The organism is Pantoea sp. XAF26B01_ASV70 (genome assembly GCF_054512635.1).
Map to the genome: position 1 here is coordinate 3,725,041 of NZ_CM137251.1, position 18,656 is coordinate 3,743,696.

Annotated in this window: 14 protein-coding genes and 2 tRNA genes; 5 read left to right on the forward strand and 11 right to left on the reverse strand. The window is 56.2% G+C overall.

Features of this window, described 5'->3' with window-relative positions; genetic code table 11:
* Positions 1–13: 13 nt before the first annotated feature.
* The 9 genes from nusA to rlmE all read right to left on the reverse strand — a co-directional run bounded on the left by nusA (position 14) and on the right by rlmE (position 7,924).
* Positions 14–1,501, reverse strand: a complete 1,488-nt coding sequence (gene nusA, locus ACX8ZY_RS17615) for a transcription termination factor NusA (protein WP_010251792.1) — start codon at positions 1,499–1,501, stop codon at positions 14–16.
* A 24-nt stretch (positions 1,502–1,525) separates the two neighbouring features.
* Entirely contained in the window at positions 1,526–1,978 is a 453-nt protein-coding gene (gene rimP / locus ACX8ZY_RS17620) for a ribosome maturation factor RimP (protein WP_010251795.1), read from the reverse strand.
* A gap of 212 nt (positions 1,979–2,190) precedes the next feature.
* Positions 2,191–2,267, reverse strand: a tRNA-Met gene (locus ACX8ZY_RS17625).
* A 59-nt stretch (positions 2,268–2,326) separates the two neighbouring features.
* Positions 2,327–2,413 (reverse strand) — tRNA-Leu (locus ACX8ZY_RS17630).
* A gap of 37 nt (positions 2,414–2,450) precedes the next feature.
* Positions 2,451–2,789, reverse strand: coding sequence for a preprotein translocase subunit SecG (secG, locus tag ACX8ZY_RS17635; protein WP_010251798.1), 339 nt, complete (start codon positions 2,787–2,789; stop codon positions 2,451–2,453).
* Between the two features lie 216 nt (positions 2,790–3,005).
* Positions 3,006–4,340, reverse strand: a complete 1,335-nt coding sequence (gene glmM, locus ACX8ZY_RS17640; protein ID WP_010251799.1) for a phosphoglucosamine mutase — start codon at positions 4,338–4,340, stop codon at positions 3,006–3,008.
* Positions 4,337–5,176 carry a dihydropteroate synthase gene (gene folP, locus ACX8ZY_RS17645; RefSeq protein ID WP_421665133.1) on the reverse strand — a complete coding sequence of 280 codons (840 nt, stop codon included), beginning with the start codon at positions 5,174–5,176 and terminating at the stop codon, positions 4,337–4,339. Before folP ends, glmM begins: the two co-directional genes overlap by 4 nt.
* Before the next feature lie 79 nt (positions 5,177–5,255).
* On the reverse strand, positions 5,256–7,181 hold the full coding sequence (gene ftsH / locus ACX8ZY_RS17650; RefSeq protein ID WP_010251805.1) for an ATP-dependent zinc metalloprotease FtsH: 1,926 nt from the start codon (positions 7,179–7,181) through the stop codon (positions 5,256–5,258).
* A 113-nt stretch (positions 7,182–7,294) separates the two neighbouring features.
* A complete protein-coding gene (rlmE, locus tag ACX8ZY_RS17655; RefSeq protein WP_010251807.1) occupies positions 7,295–7,924 on the reverse strand; it encodes a 23S rRNA (uridine(2552)-2'-O)-methyltransferase RlmE in 630 nt (209 codons plus the stop codon).
* A gap of 127 nt (positions 7,925–8,051) precedes the next feature.
* On the opposite strand from rlmE, the gene yhbY reads away from it, so the two are divergent.
* Complete coding sequence (yhbY, locus tag ACX8ZY_RS17660; protein WP_010251809.1) at positions 8,052–8,345, forward strand: ribosome assembly RNA-binding protein YhbY; 294 nt, start codon at positions 8,052–8,054, stop codon at positions 8,343–8,345.
* Positions 8,346–8,451: 106 nt separating this feature from the next.
* On the opposite strand, the gene greA is transcribed toward yhbY, so the two are convergent.
* Positions 8,452–8,928: a transcription elongation factor GreA gene (greA, locus tag ACX8ZY_RS17665; protein WP_010251811.1), complete on the reverse strand. Its 477-nt coding sequence runs from the start codon at positions 8,926–8,928 to the stop codon at positions 8,452–8,454.
* Positions 8,929–9,177: 249 nt separating this feature from the next.
* Between greA and dacB the strand changes: the two genes are divergently transcribed.
* Positions 9,178–10,611 (forward strand): serine-type D-Ala-D-Ala carboxypeptidase, encoded by a 1,434-nt coding sequence (gene dacB, locus ACX8ZY_RS17670; protein ID WP_010251813.1) that lies wholly within the window; start codon positions 9,178–9,180, stop codon positions 10,609–10,611.
* Between the two features lie 63 nt (positions 10,612–10,674).
* Here dacB and ACX8ZY_RS17675 read toward each other — a convergent pair whose 3' ends face one another.
* A complete protein-coding gene (locus ACX8ZY_RS17675) occupies positions 10,675–12,942 on the reverse strand; it encodes a TonB-dependent siderophore receptor (protein WP_421665134.1) in 2,268 nt (755 codons plus the stop codon).
* Between the two features lie 250 nt (positions 12,943–13,192).
* Between ACX8ZY_RS17675 and fes the strand changes: the two genes are divergently transcribed.
* The 3 genes from fes (at position 13,193) to ACX8ZY_RS17690 (ending at position 18,638) form a co-directional block, all read left to right on the forward strand.
* On the forward strand, positions 13,193–14,398 hold the full coding sequence (gene fes, locus ACX8ZY_RS17680) for an enterochelin esterase (RefSeq protein WP_421665135.1): 1,206 nt from the start codon (positions 13,193–13,195) through the stop codon (positions 14,396–14,398).
* Between the two features lie 99 nt (positions 14,399–14,497).
* On the forward strand, positions 14,498–14,716 hold the full coding sequence (locus tag ACX8ZY_RS17685; RefSeq protein WP_029519500.1) for an MbtH family protein: 219 nt from the start codon (positions 14,498–14,500) through the stop codon (positions 14,714–14,716).
* Positions 14,709–18,638: an enterobactin synthase subunit F gene (locus ACX8ZY_RS17690; protein WP_421665136.1), complete on the forward strand. Its 3,930-nt coding sequence runs from the start codon at positions 14,709–14,711 to the stop codon at positions 18,636–18,638. Before ACX8ZY_RS17685 ends, ACX8ZY_RS17690 begins: the two co-directional genes overlap by 8 nt.
* Positions 18,639–18,656 lie beyond the last annotated feature (18 nt).

The window sequence follows — 18,656 nt, forward strand, 5'->3', positions numbered from 1 at the left end:
TTCCTTCCTGTTATTACGCGTCATCGCCGAACCAGCAGATATTACGTGCGGCCATAATCAGCGCGCCGGCTTGTTCATCAGACATGCCTTCAATATCCGTCAGATCGTCAACACCTTGCTCAGCGAGATCTTCCAGCGTGCAAACGCCTTTCGACGCCAGGCGGAACGCCAGCGCACGATCGAGGCCTTCAAGATTCAGAAGATCCTCAGCGGGCTCCTGATTTCCAAGACTCTCTTCTTTCGCCAGTGCCAGGGTGGTTAACGCATTTTTTGCTCGTTCACGCAGGGCTTCAATGGTCTCTTCGTCGAGGCCGTCGACTTCCAGCAGCTCGTTGATTGGCACGTATGCCAGCTCTTCCAGCGAGGAGAAGCCCTCTTCCACCAGTACGGTGGCGAACTCTTCGTCGATGTCGAGATGTTTAGTGAACATATCGATCGCTGCATGTGCTTCAGCCTGATGCTTAGCCTGCAGATCATCGACGGTCATCACGTTCAGCTCCCAGCCACTCAGCTGTGAAGCGAGACGCACGTTTTGGCCGTTACGGCCGATCGCCTGAGCCAGATTGCCAGCTTCTACGGCGATATCCATGGTGTGGTTATCTTCATCAACCACGATTGACGCCACATCGGCCGGAGCCATGGCGTTAATAACAAACTGCGCCGGGTTATCGTCCCACAGCACGATATCGATACGCTCGCCGCCCAGTTCACTGGAAACTGCCTGAACACGCGCGCCGCGCATGCCCACACAGGCACCCACCGGATCAATACGTTTGTCGTTGGTTTTGACTGCAATTTTAGCGCGCGAACCCGGATCACGGGCAGCGGCTTTAATTTCAATCAGTTCTTCGCCAATTTCTGGCACCTCGATGCGGAACAGTTCAATCAGCATTTCTGGTTTAGAACGCGTCACGAACAGTTGCGCGCCACGCGCTTCCGGACGTACAGAGTAGAGTACGCCACGAATACGGTCGCCTGGACGGAAGTTTTCACGCGGCAGCATATCTTCGCGCAGAATCACCGCTTCGGCATTGCTGCCTAAGTCGAGGGAGATGTTGTCGCGGTTAACTTTCTTCACCACGCCCGTGATAATTTCGCCTTCCTGCTCACGGAACTGATCAACCACCATTGCGCGCTCAGCTTCGCGCACTTTTTGCACGATAACCTGCTTAGCGGTCTGGGTGGTGATACGGTCAAAGGTGACCGATTCAATCTGATCTTCGACATATTCGCCCAGATTGAATGCTTCATCTTCGAAGCGGGCCGCATCCAGCGTGATCTCGCGCGTCGGCTGTGTCACCTCTTCTACGATTTCCCAGCGGCGGAAAGTATCGAAATCGCCACTGCGGCGATCAATGCTGACGCGTACCTCAATTTCCTGCTCGTACTTTTTCTTGGTCGCAGTCGCCAGCGCGCTCTCCAGCGCTTCGAAGATTTTCTCACGCGGCAGGGCTTTTTCGTTAGAAACGGCTTCTACAACAGCTAAGATCTCTTTGTTCATCCTGGTTAGCCTCAATCCGGACTTTTAAAAGTGGGGGACCAGGTTCGCTTTCTGAATATTACTCAGTGCGAACACTTCATCGCTACCCTCAACGTGCACCGTGATCATCTCGCCATCAACTGACTTAATGGTTCCCTGCCATTTACGGCGGTTCTGCACGGCCATACGCAACACCAGACTCACTTCTTCACCCATAAAGCGGGTGTAGTGTTCTGCAGTGAACAGAGGACGATCGAGTCCCGGTGAAGAGACTTCTAGGTTGTAAGGGACCGTAATGGGATCTTCAACATCCATTACCGCACTTACCTGGTGGCTGACATCGGCGCAATCATCGACATTGATGCCATCTTCACTATCAATATAGATGCGCAGGATAGATGTGCGACTACGAACGAATTCAATTCCAACCAGTTCGTAACCCAGCGCTTCTACGGGAGCCGATACCAACTCTGTCAATTTTTGCTCTAATGTGGACAAGCCCACCCCCAAGACATAAAAAAAGGGCCTATAGCCCAGTATTACGATTCGCTAATAACAAAAAACCCCGAATATTCGGGGCTTTTAATCACTGGACCCTGTATGCCGCAATGCGGCCCGGACTCCATCCAAAGAATTTTCTTTCAAAAAATAACCGTGAATGCGTCCGTCGATGCATACAGTATATTTGAAAAAGAACTCAAAGGGAAAATTGGTTGCGGGGGCCGGATTTGAACCGACGACCTTCGGGTTATGAGCCCGACGAGCTACCAGGCTGCTCCACCCCGCGTCCGAAAACGTGGCGAATAATACTCCAGACCTGCATAAAATGCAAGGGATACTGCTATTTGGTACCGAGGACGGGACTTGAACCCGTAAGCCCAATCGGGCACTACCACCTCAAGGTAGCGTGTCTACCAATTCCACCACCACGGCACTGCACTGACCACAACGATTCGTTGTGCTGACGATCTTACTTAGGAATATCGCTGCCCGGCGTTACCGGTTGAGCTGGCTTTTCAGTCTGTTGAGAAGACTGTGCCGGCGCAGAAAGATTTTCCCACTCGCTTCCTTTAGACGCTTTATTGCTGTTCAGATTACCCAGAACCAGGCTGATGATGAAAAACAGCGCTGCTAAGATGCCGGTTGTACGAGTCATGAAATTACCTGAGCCCGAAGAACCAAACACCGTACCGGATGCGCCTGCACCGAATGAGGCTCCCATATCAGCGCCTTTGCCTTGCTGCAGCATGATCATACCCACGAGGGCGATAGCTACAATAAGGAAAACTACTAAAAGAGCTTGGTACATATCATCCTGTTCCTTGCACGGTAATCGTACAGTTAAAGCTTCAACCAGTATTGATGGGGAGTCTCGTCATCACCCATCAGAAGCGGGTGTGAATACTAACCAAAGGCGCATATCTCTGCAAGTGCAATTTTTACTACCCCTACTGTTTGCAGAAAAAAACGCCATCCCGGTGATTTTACAGGCAGTTCAGCACCCTGCAGACCGCCTGTTACGGTTTTAAACGGCCTTGACCTGGTCGGCGATGCGATTCGCCAGTTCGGTGACCTGCGCCTCATTTTCGCCTTCGACCATGACACGAATTAATGGCTCAGTACCTGATTTACGCAGCAGAACGCGTCCGCGACCCGCCAGCGCTTTTTCCACTTCAGCCGTGACAGCTTTTACCGCGTCACTCTGAAGCGGATCATGTTCGCCCGCAAAGCGTACGTTAACCAGAACCTGCGGCAGCATCTTCATGCCACTACAGAGATCGTGCAGGCTCATATGGTTACGCACCATCGCAGTGAGCACTTGCAAACTTGCAACGATACCGTCACCGGTTGTGGTTTTATCCAGCAGGATCACATGACCGGAGTTCTCTGCACCGAGACGCCAGCCCTTCTCCTGCATCTTTTCCAGTACATAACGGTCACCGACTTTGGCACGGGTAAACGGAATGCCGAGCTGTTTCAGCGCTAACTCCAGCCCCATGTTACTCATCAGCGTACCCACGACGCCGCCACGAAGCTGTCCCTGACGCAGGGCCTCACGCGCAATGATGTAGAGGATCTGGTCGCCATCAACTTTGTCACCCAGATGGTCAATCATCATGATGCGATCGCCGTCACCGTCGTAGGCCAGGCCGATATCAGCCTTCTCTGCCAGCACGCGCTGCTGCAGCAGTTTGAGATCGGTGGCACCGCACTCTTTGTTGATGTTCATGCCGTCTGGCTGGACACCGATAGCAATCACCGTCGCGCCCAGTTCACGCAATACATTCGGCGCAATGTGGTAGGTGGCGCCATTGGCGCAGTCGACCACAATTTTCAGGCCATTCAGATTCAGTTCGCTGGGGAACGTCCCTTTGCAGAACTCAATGTAACGCCCTGCTGCATCGACGATGCGGCTGGCGCGGCCTAACTGCGCTGATTCAACGCAGGTAATCGGCTTTTCCATCTCCAGCTCAATCGCCTCTTCGACGTCATCGGGCAGTTTGGTGCCCTCGGACGAGAAGAATTTAATCCCGTTGTCGTCAAACGGGTTATGTGACGCTGAAATCACAATGCCCGCCTCTGCGCGGAAAGTACGGGTCAGATAGGCGATGGCTGGTGTCGGCATCGGGCCGGTAAAGGCGGCCGTCAGGCCTGCTGCGGCGAGACCGGCTTCCAGCGCGGACTCCAGCATATAGCCAGAGATACGGGTATCTTTGCCGATGATGATCTTCTTTGAACCGTGGCGCGCCAGCACTTTACCTGCGGCCCAGCCCAGCTTCAGGACGAAATCGGGGGTGATGGGTGCTTCACCGACTTTGCCACGAATGCCGTCTGTACCGAAATATTTACGATTACTCATGATACTCCTTTTGCTCTTCGGGTCGCTTCGACCACGCGCATCGCTTCAGCCGTCTCTTTTACATCATGGGCGCGAATAATCTGCGCGCCCTGCATAGCAGCAATCACCGCGCAACTCAGGCTGCCGGTTAAACGCTGTGACGGGCCGACGTTTAACAGCTGGCCAATCATCGATTTACGCGACATCCCCACTAACAGCGGCAGGCAGAAGTGGTGAAAATCGCCAAGATGAGCCAGCAGTTCATAATTGTGGCTGAGATTTTTACCGAAACCGAAGCCCGGGTCGAGTATCAGACGCTCTTTTTTAATGCCCGCTGCTTCGCAGCGCGCTATCTGCTGAGCGAAGTAAGTGTCCACTTCGCTTAAAATATTTTCGTAAACCGGTGCCTGCTGCATGGTGCGCGGTTCGCCCTGCATATGCATTAAACAGACGGGCAGCCCGGTCGAGGCGGCGGCTTCCAGTGCTCCGGGTTCAGAAAGCGAACGCACGTCGTTTATGATGTGAGCACCTACTCGCGCGGCTTCCCGGATGACGTCAGCTTTAGAGGTGTCCACTGAAATCCAGACTTCGAAACGCTGGGCAATGGCATTGATGACCGGAATCACCCGCTCCAGCTCCTCCTCCACACTCACTTCATCCGCGCCAGGACGGGTTGATTCCCCACCCACATCGATGATGGTTGCGCCTGCATTGACCATCTCATTGGTATGCGTCAGCGCATCGACCAGCGCGTTATGCTTTCCACCATCTGAAAAGGAGTCCGGCGTGACGTTAAGAATGCCCATCACATGTGGAAAAGATAAATCGAGATGGGAATCACGGGCGAACAACTTCATGGCGGAAACTCCTTGCTGATCAATATCTGGATGTAAAAAACCCCGGACCAGCCGGGGTTTTGTCTGACGATGTTGCGTCTTATTTGTTGTACTGCTCTGACATGGTATTGCCTGGGTTTGGCGTACGCGGTTCATCAACCGGACGTGGCGCCTTAGGCGTACCGTTGCTGTCTGAGTTGCTGCCTGGATCTTCCCAGCCCGCTGGCGGACGCACTTCGCGGCGCGCCATCAGGTCGTCGATCTGCGGTGCATCAATGGTTTCATACTTCATCAGCGCGTCTTTCATCGCGTGAAGGATGTCCATGTTCTCACCCAGAATCTGACGAGCACGCTGGTAGTTGCTGTCGATCAGGTGCTTAACTTCCTGATCGATGATGCGGGCCGTTTCATCAGACATATGTTTCGCTTTCGCGACAGAACGTCCAAGGAACACTTCACCCTCTTCTTCTGCATAGAGCAATGGACCCAGTTTTTCAGAGAAGCCCCACTGCGTCACCATGTTACGTGCCAGATTGGTCGCAACTTTAATATCGTTGGACGCACCGGTAGAAACACGTTCTGCACCGTAGATGATCTCTTCTGCCAGACGACCGCCGTAAAGCGTTGAGATCTGGCTTTCCAGTTTCTGACGGCTGGCGCTGATCGCGTCGCCTTCAGGCAGGAAGAAGGTCACACCCAGTGCGCGACCGCGCGGGATAATCGTTACTTTATGAACCGGATCATGCTCTGGCACCAGGCGACCAATAATGGCGTGGCCTGCTTCATGGTAGGCAGTTGACTCTTTCTGCGATTCCGTCATCACCATGGAGCGACGTTCCGCACCCATCATGATTTTGTCTTTCGCTTTCTCGAACTCCACCATCGAAACCACACGCTTGTTTGAACGGGCCGCGAACAGCGCTGCTTCGTTAACAAGGTTGGCCAGATCGGCACCCGAGAAGCCTGGCGTACCACGTGCAATGATCGCTGCATCAACATCAGTTGCCAGCGGCACACGACGCATATGCACTTTCAGGATCTGCTCACGACCGCGAACATCTGGCAGGCCAACAACAACCTGACGGTCAAAGCGACCTGGACGCAGCAGCGCAGGGTCCAGGACGTCAGGACGGTTAGTTGCGGCGATAACGATAATACCTTCATTACCTTCGAAACCATCCATCTCAACCAGCATCTGGTTCAGCGTCTGCTCACGTTCGTCATGTCCACCGCCTAAACCGGCGCCACGCTGACGACCGACTGCGTCGATCTCATCGATAAAGATGATGCATGGAGCCGCTTTTTTGGCCTGTTCGAACATGTCACGCACACGGGATGCACCGACACCGACAAACATTTCCACAAAGTCAGAACCGGAGATGGTAAAGAAAGGCACCTTCGCTTCGCCGGCAATCGCTTTTGCCAGCAAGGTTTTACCGGTACCCGGTGGCCCCACCATCAGAACGCCTTTTGGAATCTTACCGCCCAGCTTCTGGAAACGGCTTGGCTCACGCAGATATTCCACCAGCTCAGCAACTTCATCTTTCGCTTCGTCACAACCTGCTACGTCGGCGAAAGTGGTTTTAATCTGGTCTTCCGTCAACATGCGGGCTTTGCTCTTGCCGAAGGACATCGCGCCCTTACCGCCGCCGCCCTGCATCTGACGCATAAAGAAGATCCACACACCGATCAGCAGCAACATCGGGAACCACGAAATGAAGATTGAAGCCAGCAGGCTTGGTTCTTCCGGCGGTTCGCCAACCACTTTGACGTTTTTGGTCAAGAGGTTATCGAGCAACTTGGGATCGTTGACAGGAATGTAGGTCGTGTATTTATTGCTGTCTTTTTTAACGACGTTAATTTCACGCCCGTTAATACGTGCCTCGCGGACCTGATCCTGGTTCACTTCCGACAGGAAGGTTGAATAATCAACCCGACGGCCATTCGACTCGCTGGGCCCAAAGCTCTGGAATACTGACATCAGCACGACCGCGATGACTAACCAGAGAATCAGGTTTTTCGCCATGTCACTCAAGGGATTAACCTCATATTACAACGGTGTTAACAGATAGCGTAGGGTACTATAGATCCCGCATACATGGAATCGCAGCAAAACTGCGGACTTCTCCAGCAATTTGGTTATAGTTTGCGCCCAGTCGCCACAATATACACTTCACGTGAACGTGAACGTGAAGCGTCCGGCTTACGAATTTTCACTTTCGTAAACAGGGAGCGAATTTCCCGCAGGTATTCATCGAAGCCATCTCCCTGAAACACTTTCACTACAAAACTGCCGCCAGGTGCCAGGATATCCCGACACATCTCCAGCGCCAGCTCGACTAAATACATCGACCGGGGAATATCTACGGCAGGTGTACCACTCATATTCGGCGCCATATCGGACATGACAACCTGAACTTTTTGATCGCCAACGCGTTCAAGCAGCGCATTGACCACCGATTCTTCACGAAAATCGCCCTGAAGGAAATCGACACCGACTATCGGATCCATTGGCAGGATATCACAGGCAATGACTCGCCCTTTGTTCCCAATTTGCTGTACCACATATTGCGACCAGCCTCCGGGTGCAGCACCCAGATCTACCACGGTCATGCCGGGTTTGAAAAGCTTGTCACCCTGTTGTATTTCATCAAGTTTAAACCAGGCGCGCGAACGCAACCCTTTTTTATGCGCCTGGAGCACATATTTATCGCTAAAGTGTTCCTGAAGCCAGCGGCCGGAGCTGGCCGAACGCTTTTTACCCGTCATAATATTTCCAACTAAATCGTCATCGTAGCGATAAACCTGCACGCAATGGGTTGCGTCGATTTGGTGATATACCCGAGATGGCGGTAGAATGAACCGTTTTCAATCCCTGAGTAAGTAAAAAACTACGATGAATCTAAGTACCAAACAAAAACAGCACCTCAAGGGCCTCGCCCATCCGCTCAAGCCAGTGGTTATGCTGGGTGGCAATGGCCTGACTGAAGGCGTGCTGGCCGAAATCGAGCAGGCTCTGTCGCATCACGAACTGATCAAGGTAAAAATTGCCTCGGAAGATCGTGAAACGAAACAGCTGATCGTTGAGGCTATCGTGCGTGAGACCGGTGCCAGCAACGTACAGGTGATCGGCAAAACGCTGGTGCTGTATCGCCCCTCTAAAGAGAGCAAAATTTCTCTGCCACGCTAAGTGGGCAAAGAAAGTGACATGCTCTTACCTCAGATAAAAGGCCGCAATGCGGCCTTTTTCCTTTCTTTACATTGTGCTTTAACGCTTTTCAAAGCGTAGCAACATCTTAAAGGTATTCCACCTTCAGGATTTCATACTCAACGTCGCCGCCCGGGGTTTTCACAATAGCCACGTCATCGGCCTCTTTACCCACCAGGCCACGCGCCATCGGCGAATTGACCGAAATCAGATTTTGCTTAAAGTCCGCTTCGTCATCGCCCACAATGCGATACGTGGCTTCTTCGTCGGTTTCGACGTTCAGCACGGTAACGGTTGCACCGAAAATCACGCGTCCGGTTTTCGGCATCTGAGTGACGTCGATAACCTGCGCATTGGAGAGTTTGGCTTCAATCTCCTGAATACGGCCTTCGCAAAAACCCTGCTCTTCACGCGCAGCGTGATATTCCGCGTTCTCTTTTAAATCGCCATGTTCGCGTGCATCAGCGATAGAGGCGATAATGCGCGGGCGCTTCACGGTTTTCAGCTCGTTCAGCTCTTCGCGCAATCTTTCAGCGCCTCTTAACGTCATCGGAATCTGATTCATTTAAGCTCCTCGCCATCTTTCCTGTTTAACGATGTCATCCTGACCGGTGACTGCAGAAAAAAGCGTTCTGCGGCGCATTAGCCCGTTTTTGCAAATAAAAGAATCCTGACCCGGAGATGCTTCCAGGCCAGAAAAGAGTTTTGCAATTTGATACGTATTTTACCCCAGAGTTCCCTGCGGGTCATCGTTTACTTTGCACCGTCCAGCGACGTAGTATTGACGCCCTCACCTGCCAGTTACCGCGAGATTATGCGATTTTCACGACTTGTTACCGGATTAAGCTGCGCATTTATGCTGCAGGCACACGCAGCGCCAGTTGATGAATACATGCAGTACCTGCCAGACGGCGCCAATCTGGCGCTGATGGTACAAAAAGTAGGCGCATCAACACCGATTATTGATTATCACGGAAAACAGATGGCCCTGCCCGCCAGTACCATGAAAGTGGTGACGGCGCTGGCAGCATTGCTGGAACTGGGTGGCGACTTCCGTTTTCAGACCACTTTTGAGACTCGCGGCGCCATTATCGATGGCACCCTGAACGGCGATTTAGTTGCACGTTTCGGCGGTGATCCCACCTTAAGCCGTCAGGATCTGCGCAACATGGTGGCGGCGATAAAGAAGCAGGGCATTAACCATATCAAAGGCAATCTGGTTATCGACACCTCCGTTTTTGCCAGTCACGATATGGCGCCGGGCTGGCCGTGGAACGATATGACCCAGTGCTTCAGTGCTCCGCCGGGTGCGGCAATCGTTGATAAAAACTGCTTCTCGGTGTCGCTCTACAGTGCTAATACGCCGGGTGAGAATGCCTTTGTACGTATCGCCTCCTATTATCCGGCGCATATGTACAGCCAGGTGCGCACCATTGGCCGCAACAGCGGCGAAGGGCAATATTGCGAGCTGGATGTGGTGCCGGGCGAGCTGAACCGCTACACCCTCACGGGTTGTATGCGCCAGCGCGCGGAACCGCTGCCGCTGGCATTTGCGGTACAGGATGGCGCGGCCTGGGCTGGCGAAATCCTCAAGGCGGAACTGCGGTCATCTGAGATTGACTACAGCGGGCATCTGGTGCGACAGACGCAGGTTACCGAACCGGGTACCGTGCTGGCATCGACCCAGTCCGCGCCGCTGCATACGCTGCTGCACACCATGTTGAAGAAGTCAGACAACATGATTGCCGACACGGTGTTTCGCACCATTGGTCATCACTACTTCAATGTGCCCGGCACGTTCCGCGCCGGACAGGATGCCGTTCGCCGCATCCTGAAAGCCAAAGCCAATGTCGACATGGGTAATAGCATTCAGGTGGATGGTTCAGGTCTCTCCCGCCATGACCTGATTTCGCCGCAAACCATGATGCAGGTATTGCAGTTCATTGCGAAGAATGACAACACGCTGGATTATATTTCGATGCTGCCGCTGGCAGGTTACGACGGCACGCTGCAGTATCGCGGCGGGCTGCATGAGGCGGGGCTGGATGGCAAAGTCTCGGCGAAAACCGGCTCACTGCAGGGCGTCTATAACCTGGCGGGCTTTATCACCACCTCCAGTGGTGCGCGGGTGGCATTCGTGCAGTTCCTTTCCGGTTATGCGGTCCCGCCGGAAGATCAGCGTACCCGCCGTATTCCGCTGGTGCGATTTGAGAGCCGTCTCTACCGCGATATCAATCAGAACAACTGATTATTCAGTCATAAAAAAAGCGCAGCGGTCAGATCAACCGCTGCGCTTTTTATTGCCCGTCCATCAGAAGCGGGTATTCACGCTCATATACCAGGTGCGGCCCGACTCGTTAAAGGTATTGGCCCCTGCGCCATAGAGCCACGCTCCGGTGGTGGCATTGCCGGTGGTCTGCGCGTTGCCCTGCCGGAAATGGCGCTTGTCGAACAGGTTGTCGATACCCACGGTGACGCTGGCATATTTATTAACGTCATAGGTGCCGCTCATGCCCACAACCGAATAGGGGCTCACCTGATCGGTGGCGCTACCGGTGACGGCGTTACCTTTATAGTCATATTTCTTCGGTACCTGTTTACCGTACCAGGTCAGGGTCGTTTGCAGGGAGAGGTCCTGCATCGCCTGCCAGCTCAGCGTCGAATTGAGCGTATATTCCGGAATAATCGACAGACGATCGCCGGTCTCTTTATTCTTACTCTGCAGCATGTAAGTGAAGTTATTGTTCCACGTTACGCTGTCGGAGAACGGGACATTGACCGTGCCTTCCAGCCCCTCGACGACCGCTTTGGGCACATTTTCCCATTTGTAGATGTCGGTTTTGCCGTTAGATGCGGTGCCGGTTGGCGCCGTGCCAGCCTCGATCTTGTTACGGTAGTCGTTGCGGAACCAGGTCAGGCCCGCCTGGTAGCCGTCGCGCTTCCATTCGACCCCAATCTCTTTATTGATGCTGTTTTCCGCTTTCAGATCGTCATTACCCATCAGATAACAGGCACCGGCACTGGCGGCGCAGCCCTGACCATTGCTGTAGAGCAGATAGTTCGGGTTGGTCTGATAGAGGCTCGGGGCTTTATAGGCGCGCGCAATACCCATTTTCAGGGTGAACTCATCGCCTAATCCCTGTGACAGGTTGAGCGACGGACTCCAGTTATCGCCGACAATCGAATGGTGATCGAAGCGCAGGCCCGGCGTCAGCATGGTGCTATCGGTCAGCTCAATATTGTCTTCGGCAAACAGCGAGAAGATTTCCGCCTGTGAATAGGGTGTGCGGCCGGTCGTAGCGATACCGGGAATCGACCCGTAGCTGGCGGCCTGAGTCGTCGATGAAGGATCCTTCATCCGCTGCTGATTCCATTCCGTCCCGAAAGTCGCGGTCTGGTTCACCAGCCATTCAAACGGCACACTGATCTCACTGTGCAACAACACATCATCCAGCTGGATGGTATTGAAGTTGCTGTTGGCGAAGATGCCTTCGGTGCCGCCCGCCAGCCCCTCATTCAGACGCGCGTTGCGGGTGTTCTCATATTGCGCGTAGGTATTGGTGCTGATGCCATTATCCCAGGCACCGGTCCACTTAACAGAAAAGTTCTGCCGATAGAGCCGGTTGGTCTCGTCACCATATTTGCTTTTCACCAGGGCGTTGGTATTGGTGTTCTGCGTGTCCCCGGCATAGAGGTTGCCCTGACGACTGTAACCGGCCCCCACTTCCAGCGTCTGCATCGGCGCAAATGCCCAGCGCAGCAGGCCATGAATATCTTTGTTGATCGAGCCTTCCCGGCCCGCCGGGTACGATCCGGCGTAACTGCCGGTGCGGTCTGCGGCGTGCCCTTCATTAATGTCGTAAGCATCAGCCTGCGTTTTTGCCAGACCGCCATAGAGCCGGAAACTGACATCCTCGCCCAGTGGCCCTTCAAGGCTGAAGTTGGTGCGACGGGTCGCGCCCTCCTCCTTGTGTTCCGGCACGTTGTAATAGGCGCTCCATGAGCCGTGCCACTGATTATCCATCTCTTTTTTGGTGATGATGTTCACCACGCCGCCCGCTGCACCGTTACCGTAACGAGCCGCTGCCGGACCGCGGATTACCTCAATGCGCTCAATGATCTCTGGCGGCACCCAGTTAGTGTCGCCGCGCGTATCACGCTCGCCACGCCAGCCAAGCCGAACCGCGTTGCGGCTGGTCACCGGCAATCCATCGATCAGAATCAGGGTATTTTCCGGCCCCATGCCGCGGATATCGATCTGGCGATTGTTTCCGCGCTGGCCGCTGGTGGAGTTACCGGTCAGATTGACGCCAGGCATGGTGCGAATAATTTCGGCGACATCGCGTGCGGGTGGATGTTTTTTTATTTCGTCGGCGGTGATGGTCGACACGCCAGGTGCCTGCAACGTCTGCTCGGCGGCGGTCACCATCATGGTGTCGTCGTGGAGGGTATCGGAGGGGCTGCTGTCGATAACCGGTTCGTGGGTGGCTTCAGCAGCCACGGCACCGGCAGAAATGAGAGAGGCGGTGAAACCCAGTTCAATCATAATGGCTAACGAAAGCCGGGATAACTTTTTCATTTTTCTGTTCCTGGAGTGCCGGCGAGGATGCCACTGCCGGCGTGCCGGTAAAAAAGTAATAACCTTGCCTGCAACGTTTTCCCCTTGTCGCCGGGCCAGCGTCAGAACCGCTTTGCATCAGTCTGAAAGCCGGTGCGGCAGAGAGGATGCGCGCGCTCCCTGTCGGGCGGAAACACCCTATTGCAAATGCAAATAATTATCAATACTATTATTCATAACATGTATGACCCTAATCAAGGGTGATCGAAAGATGGCGCGTATGACGTGGTTAAGTGAAGAAACCGGCAGTGAACGCTGGTGGCAACAGCAGCAGCAACGGGGCATTCCTCTGGTTGAAGCTGGCGAAAAGGGAACCTGTCAGGTCACCTTTTTCTGGCGCGATCCCCAGGGTGACACGCAGCACTCCGATACCCGGCGCGTCTGGATCAATATTACCGGCGTAACCGATCATCATCATTCAGCGGTCCCCTCCTCCTTAACGCCTGTTCCCGATACCGATGTCTGGTGGTGGCAAACCGCCCTGCCCGCTGACTGGCGCGGCAGCTACTGCCTGATTCCTGATAGTCAGGAAGAGACTTTTACCGGGCAGGCCGATATGCAGGCAGTGCGCCAGTGGTGGAGTCAGAAATTCCCGCAGGCGCAAAGCGACCCGCTGAATCCTCTGCGAAGCTGGGCGGGTGGACGCGGAATGAGGGTCTCGCCACTGCACCTGCCACACGCGCCGGATCAGCAGGTGTGGCGTGCGGTTGATGAGGGCCGTGCCGCCGATATTCCGCTGCAACACTATTGGTGGCGCAGCGAACGGCTGGGGAACCAGCGTCAGATCTGGATCTCTGTTACCGGAGACGCCAGTGCAGGCGATCGTCCGCTGGTACTGCTGCTGGATGGTCAGTTCTGGGCACAGAACATGCCGGTTGCCGGCCCGCTTCAGCAACTGACAGAGGCAGGCGAACTGCCCCCTGCGGTCTATGTCATGATCGACATCATCGACCGCGAACACCGCACGCGTGAGCTGACCTGTAACCCTGACTTCTGGCTGGCGATTCAGCACGAGCTGTTGCCGCAGGTTCAGCGCTGGGCGCCGTTTCGTGCCGACAGCACGCTGGTAGCGGGACAAAGTTTTGGCGGCCTTTCTGCCGCTTACGCCACCCTGACCTGGCCGGAAACCTTTGCTGGAGCGATCAGCCTCTCCGGTTCGTTCTGGTGGCCCGCGCGCGGCGATCCCAATGGCTGGCTGCCACAGCAGTTACAACAGGGCTTACTGCAGGCACCCCCTCGCCGCTTCTACCTGGAAGCGGGACGACGCGAACGGTTGATTCTGGCAGCAAACCAGCAGTTTCAGCGCGATCTGAACGCTGCCGGACATCAGGTCAGCTATCACCCGGTCGAAGGCGGTCACGATGCGCTGTGCTGGCGCGGCGGACTGCTGGCAGGCCTTAAAGCCATGTGGCAATAGCCCTAACCCGCTTATATTCCGCCTTCTGCGCGCCACTGAAAGATATCTATGCAGGACAGCGGCGTTAGCGCGCCCGGTGACTGCGGACAGGAGACCGACATGCAACAACTTAACCCTTTCGACGATCCGCAACAGGATTGTCAGGTGCTGAAGAACGATCAGCAGCAGTACAGTTTATGGCCCGCCTTTTGTGCGGTTCCGGCAGGATGGCAGCCGGTGTTTGGCCCCGGGCCACAGGCTGACTGTCTGAGCTGGCTGAATGAAAACTGGCACGATATCCGTCCAGTTATGACGCAGGACAGAGGCGAAAATGTCTGAGATCACCCTCAACCCGCAGACAGAACAAAAAACGCTGCCGCTGGTGGCCGCTCAGCCCGGAATCTGGATCGCTGACCAGCTATCGCCCTATTCCAATGCTTACGCCGTGGCGCATTTTGTCGAACTGCGCGGTGCGCTGAACAGCGCGTTGCTGTCACGGGCCATAATTGCTGGCATGCAGGAAGCGGACACACTGAATATGGCCTTTGGCGAGCTGGAGGGTGAACCGCTACAGTGGCCTGAACCCCAGGCTTTCCGCGAGCCTGAGGTGGTCGATCTGCGCGACGCCGCCGATCCGGAGGCCGCAGCACGTGCGCTGATGCAGCAGGATATGACCGGCGATCTGCGGGTGCTGAGCGGCGCGCCGCTCTACCATCACAGCCTGTTTCGGCTGGATGAGGATCACTGGTACTGGTATCAGCGATACCATCATCTGGTGGTCGATGGTTTTAGTTTCACCGCCCTGACCCGCCGTATCGCCAATCTCTACAGCGCCTGGCAGCGCGGCGACACGCCGGAGCCAAGCCCGTTTGTGCCGTTCAGCGACGTCGTTGATGAATATCAGCGCTATCAGCAATCTTCGGGCTGGCAGCGCGATCGCCAGCACTGGCTGGAGAAAGGCGCGCAGCTACCTGCGCCCGCCTCGTTGTCCGCTCTGCCGCTGGCCGGTCAGAGCGCCAGCACCGACCTGCTGCGCCACACGTTTGCCGTGGATCGCGACACGTTTCAGGCTTTGCTGACGCACACCGGGCAGCACAACCTCAGTGCCGCGGATACCGCCTTTGCGCTGGTGGCGTTATGGCTGGCGCGCCTCACCGGCCAGCATGCGTTCGCCGCCGGTTTCATCTTTATGCGCCGCATCGGCTCGGCCGCGCTCTGCGCCACCGGTCCGGTGATTAACGTGCTGCCAATGGCGGTGCATTACGATCCGGCACAGCCGCTGACGGCACTGGCCGGGCGTCTGGCGGACGAAGTCAAAAAAATGCGTCGCCATCAGCGTTACGACGCTGAACAGGTGCAGCGCGATCTGGGTCGCTCCGGCGACAGCGATCCGCTCTATGGGCCGGTAATCAACCTGAAGATGTTTGATTACCAGCTCGATTTCGCTGGCATCAAAGGCGTAACCCATCAGCTGGCGTCAGGACCGGTACGCGATCTGGAGATTGCTATCTACCTCAGCGAACAGGGCGACCTGACACTGGAGTTACTGGCTAATGCACAGCGCTATAACGACACAACGCTAAAGCAACACGCCAGCCGCTTTGGCCTGCTGCTTCAGCAGCTTGCCGTCCGGCCAGCCAGTGCCTGTGGCGAGCTGGACATGCTGATGCCGGAAGAGCATCAGCAGCTCGCGGCGATCAACCAGACTGCCGTAATGCTGCCTGCAGAAACCCTGAGCAGCCTGCTGCTTCGGCAGGCACAGCGTTCGCCGCGCGCTCCGGCACTGGCAGATGAGGGGCATCAGCTTAACTATCAACAGATGCAGCAGCAAGTCGCCGCGCTGGGGCAGCAGTTGATTGCGCAGGGAGTGACGCCGGGTGATATCGTCGCCGTAGCGCTGCCGCGTTCGGTCTTTTTATCGCTGGCGCTGCAGGCGATCGTCAGCGTGGGGGCAACCTGGCTGCCGCTTGATACCGGCTACCCGGACGATCGGTTACAGATGATGCTGGAAGATGCCGCGCCGAAAACGCTGATCACCTGTCGTGAACTGGCCGAGCGGCTGGCGGCACTCTCACCCGTCGCGCCGCTGTTTTACGACGCGCTGTTAACACCCGTGGATAGCGTGCTGATGCAGGCCCCGCGTCCACAGGATGGCGCATACATCATCTATACCTCCGGCTCGACCGGTCGGCCAAAAGGGGTGCTGGTCAGTCATGAGGCGATCGTCAACCGTCTGTTATGGATGCAGGATCGCTATCCGCTCGGCAGCGATGATGTGGTGTTGCAGAAAACCCCGAGCAGCTTTGATGTTTCGGTATGGGAGTTCTTCTGGCCGCTCATCGTCGGCGCACGGCTGGTGATGGCTCCGCCCGATGCTCATCGCGACCCGGACGCGCTGCAGCAGCTGTTTGCCCGCTACCGCGTGACCACCACCCATTTTGTTCCGTCGATGCTGGCTGCTTTTGTCGCTTCGTTGCAGGAAGGTGACGCGATAGCGCGCTGCGCCACCCTGCGCCGGGTTTTCTGTAGCGGCGAAGCGCTGCCCGCAGAGTTATCGCGCCAGTGGCAGGCGCTGACCCGTGTGCCCTTGCATAATCTTTATGGCCCGACCGAAGCAGCGGTTGATGTCAGCTACTATCCGGCCTTTGGCCCGGAGCTGGCGGCCGTCGAAGGGGCCAGCGTGCCGATTGGCTTCCCGGTCTGGAACACCGGCTTACGGATTCTGGATGCGCGTCTGCAGCCGGTGCCACCGGGCGTGGCTGGCGATCTCTATCTGACCGGCGTGCAGCTGGCGCATGGCTATCTTGATCGTCCCGACCTCACTGCCAGCCGGTTTGTCGCCGATCCGTGGGGTCACGGCTCCCGGATGTACCGCACTGGTGATGTGGCGCGCTGGCTGCCGGATGGTGCGGTGGAGTATCTGGGCCGCAGCGACGATCAGCTAAAAATTCGCGGGCAGCGTATCGAGCTGAACGAGATCGACCACGCCATGGCTGCGCTACCTGGCATTGAGCAGGCCGTCACACATGCGGTGGTGCTGGGGAGCAGCAGCGATCAGCAGGGCGATGCCCGCCAGCTGGTCGGCTATGTGGTGGCTGATGGCCCGATCGATACCGACGCAATGCGTCAGACTCTGGCCTCACAGTTACCGGCGCATATGGTGCCGGTGGCGATTGTTCAGTTGGCGGCGTTACCGCTCAGCAGCAACGGTAAACTGGATCGCAAAGCGCTGCCGCTGCCGCAAACGCAGGCAGCGCTGGCTGGTCGCGCGCCGCATCCCGGACTCGAAACGACACTGGCACAGGCGTTTGCCAGGCTGCTGGAGTGCGAACCGGTGAGCGCCCAGGATGATTTCTTCTCGCTGGGCGGTCACTCGCTGCTGGCGATGCGGCTGGCAGCACAGCTGCGCCGGACGCTGAATCAGCCGGTGTCAGTGGGCCAGATCATGGTGGCATCCACGGTAGAAAAGCTGGCGACACTGCTCAGCAGCGAGCCCGCGGATGTGGCTCGTGCCGGATTTGAAGCGGTATTACCCTTGCGACGCGGCACTGGCCCGACGCTGTTTTGCTTCCATCCCGCCTCCGGTTTTGCCTGGCAGTTCAGCGTGTTGCAGCGCTATCTGGATGCACGCTGGTCGCTACTCGGCATTCAGTCACCCGACATCACCAGCCCGCTGAACCAGGCGCAGCAACTTGACGCGGTGTGTGAGGCGCATCTGGCGACGGTGCGTCAGCAGCAGCCACAGGGGCCTTACTATTTCCTGGGCTACTCGCTGGGCGGCACGCTGGCGCAGGGTATCGCCGCGCGGCTGGAGGCCGAAGGTGAAACCGTTGCCTTCCTCGGACTGCTGGATACCTGGCCGCCGGAGACGCAGAACTGGGATGAACGGCGCGGTGAAAACGTGCTGGATCCGGCGGTGCTGGAAGAGGTTAATCGTGAGCGCGAGCAGTTTATCGCTGCGCAACGGCAGCAGGCCGGTGAAGGAATGGAGGCACTGTTTACCACCATTGAAGCCAACTACGCCAGTTCAGTGCGCCTGCTGGCAACAGCGCGCAGTGCCCGCTTCACCGGACACGCAACCCTGTTCCTGGCGGAACAGACGCAGCAGCCCGGTCAGGATGCGCGCCGCGCCTGGGCGCCCTATGTCGGCGAGCTGACTATCTGGCCGCTGGACTGTGCGCACGTCGAGATCATCTCACCGCGCATGTTCGAACAGATTGGGCCACGACTGCAGCAGTGCCTGGCGTCGCTGGATCCCTGAACCGTTCTGACTTTGCGC

Coding starts and splice junctions, on each gene's coding strand:
- yhbY (WP_010251809.1), top strand. CDS start 8,052: ATGAATCTAAGTACCAAACAAAAACAGCACCTCAAGGGCCTCGCCCAT.
- ACX8ZY_RS17690 (WP_421665136.1), top strand. CDS start 14,709: ATGTCTGAGATCACCCTCAACCCGCAGACAGAACAAAAAACGCTGCCG.
- secG (WP_010251798.1), bottom strand. CDS start 2,789: ATGTACCAAGCTCTTTTAGTAGTTTTCCTTATTGTAGCTATCGCCCTC.
- ACX8ZY_RS17675 (WP_421665134.1), bottom strand. CDS start 12,942: ATGAAAAAGTTATCCCGGCTTTCGTTAGCCATTATGATTGAACTGGGT.
- ftsH (WP_010251805.1), bottom strand. CDS start 7,181: ATGGCGAAAAACCTGATTCTCTGGTTAGTCATCGCGGTCGTGCTGATG.
- greA (WP_010251811.1), bottom strand. CDS start 8,928: ATGAATCAGATTCCGATGACGTTAAGAGGCGCTGAAAGATTGCGCGAA.
- ACX8ZY_RS17685 (WP_029519500.1), top strand. CDS start 14,498: ATGCAACAACTTAACCCTTTCGACGATCCGCAACAGGATTGTCAGGTG.
- dacB (WP_010251813.1), top strand. CDS start 9,178: ATGCGATTTTCACGACTTGTTACCGGATTAAGCTGCGCATTTATGCTG.
- fes (WP_421665135.1), top strand. CDS start 13,193: ATGGCGCGTATGACGTGGTTAAGTGAAGAAACCGGCAGTGAACGCTGG.
- nusA (WP_010251792.1), bottom strand. CDS start 1,501: ATGAACAAAGAGATCTTAGCTGTTGTAGAAGCCGTTTCTAACGAAAAA.
- glmM (WP_010251799.1), bottom strand. CDS start 4,340: ATGAGTAATCGTAAATATTTCGGTACAGACGGCATTCGTGGCAAAGTC.
- folP (WP_421665133.1), bottom strand. CDS start 5,176: ATGAAGTTGTTCGCCCGTGATTCCCATCTCGATTTATCTTTTCCACAT.
- rlmE (WP_010251807.1), bottom strand. CDS start 7,924: ATGACGGGTAAAAAGCGTTCGGCCAGCTCCGGCCGCTGGCTTCAGGAA.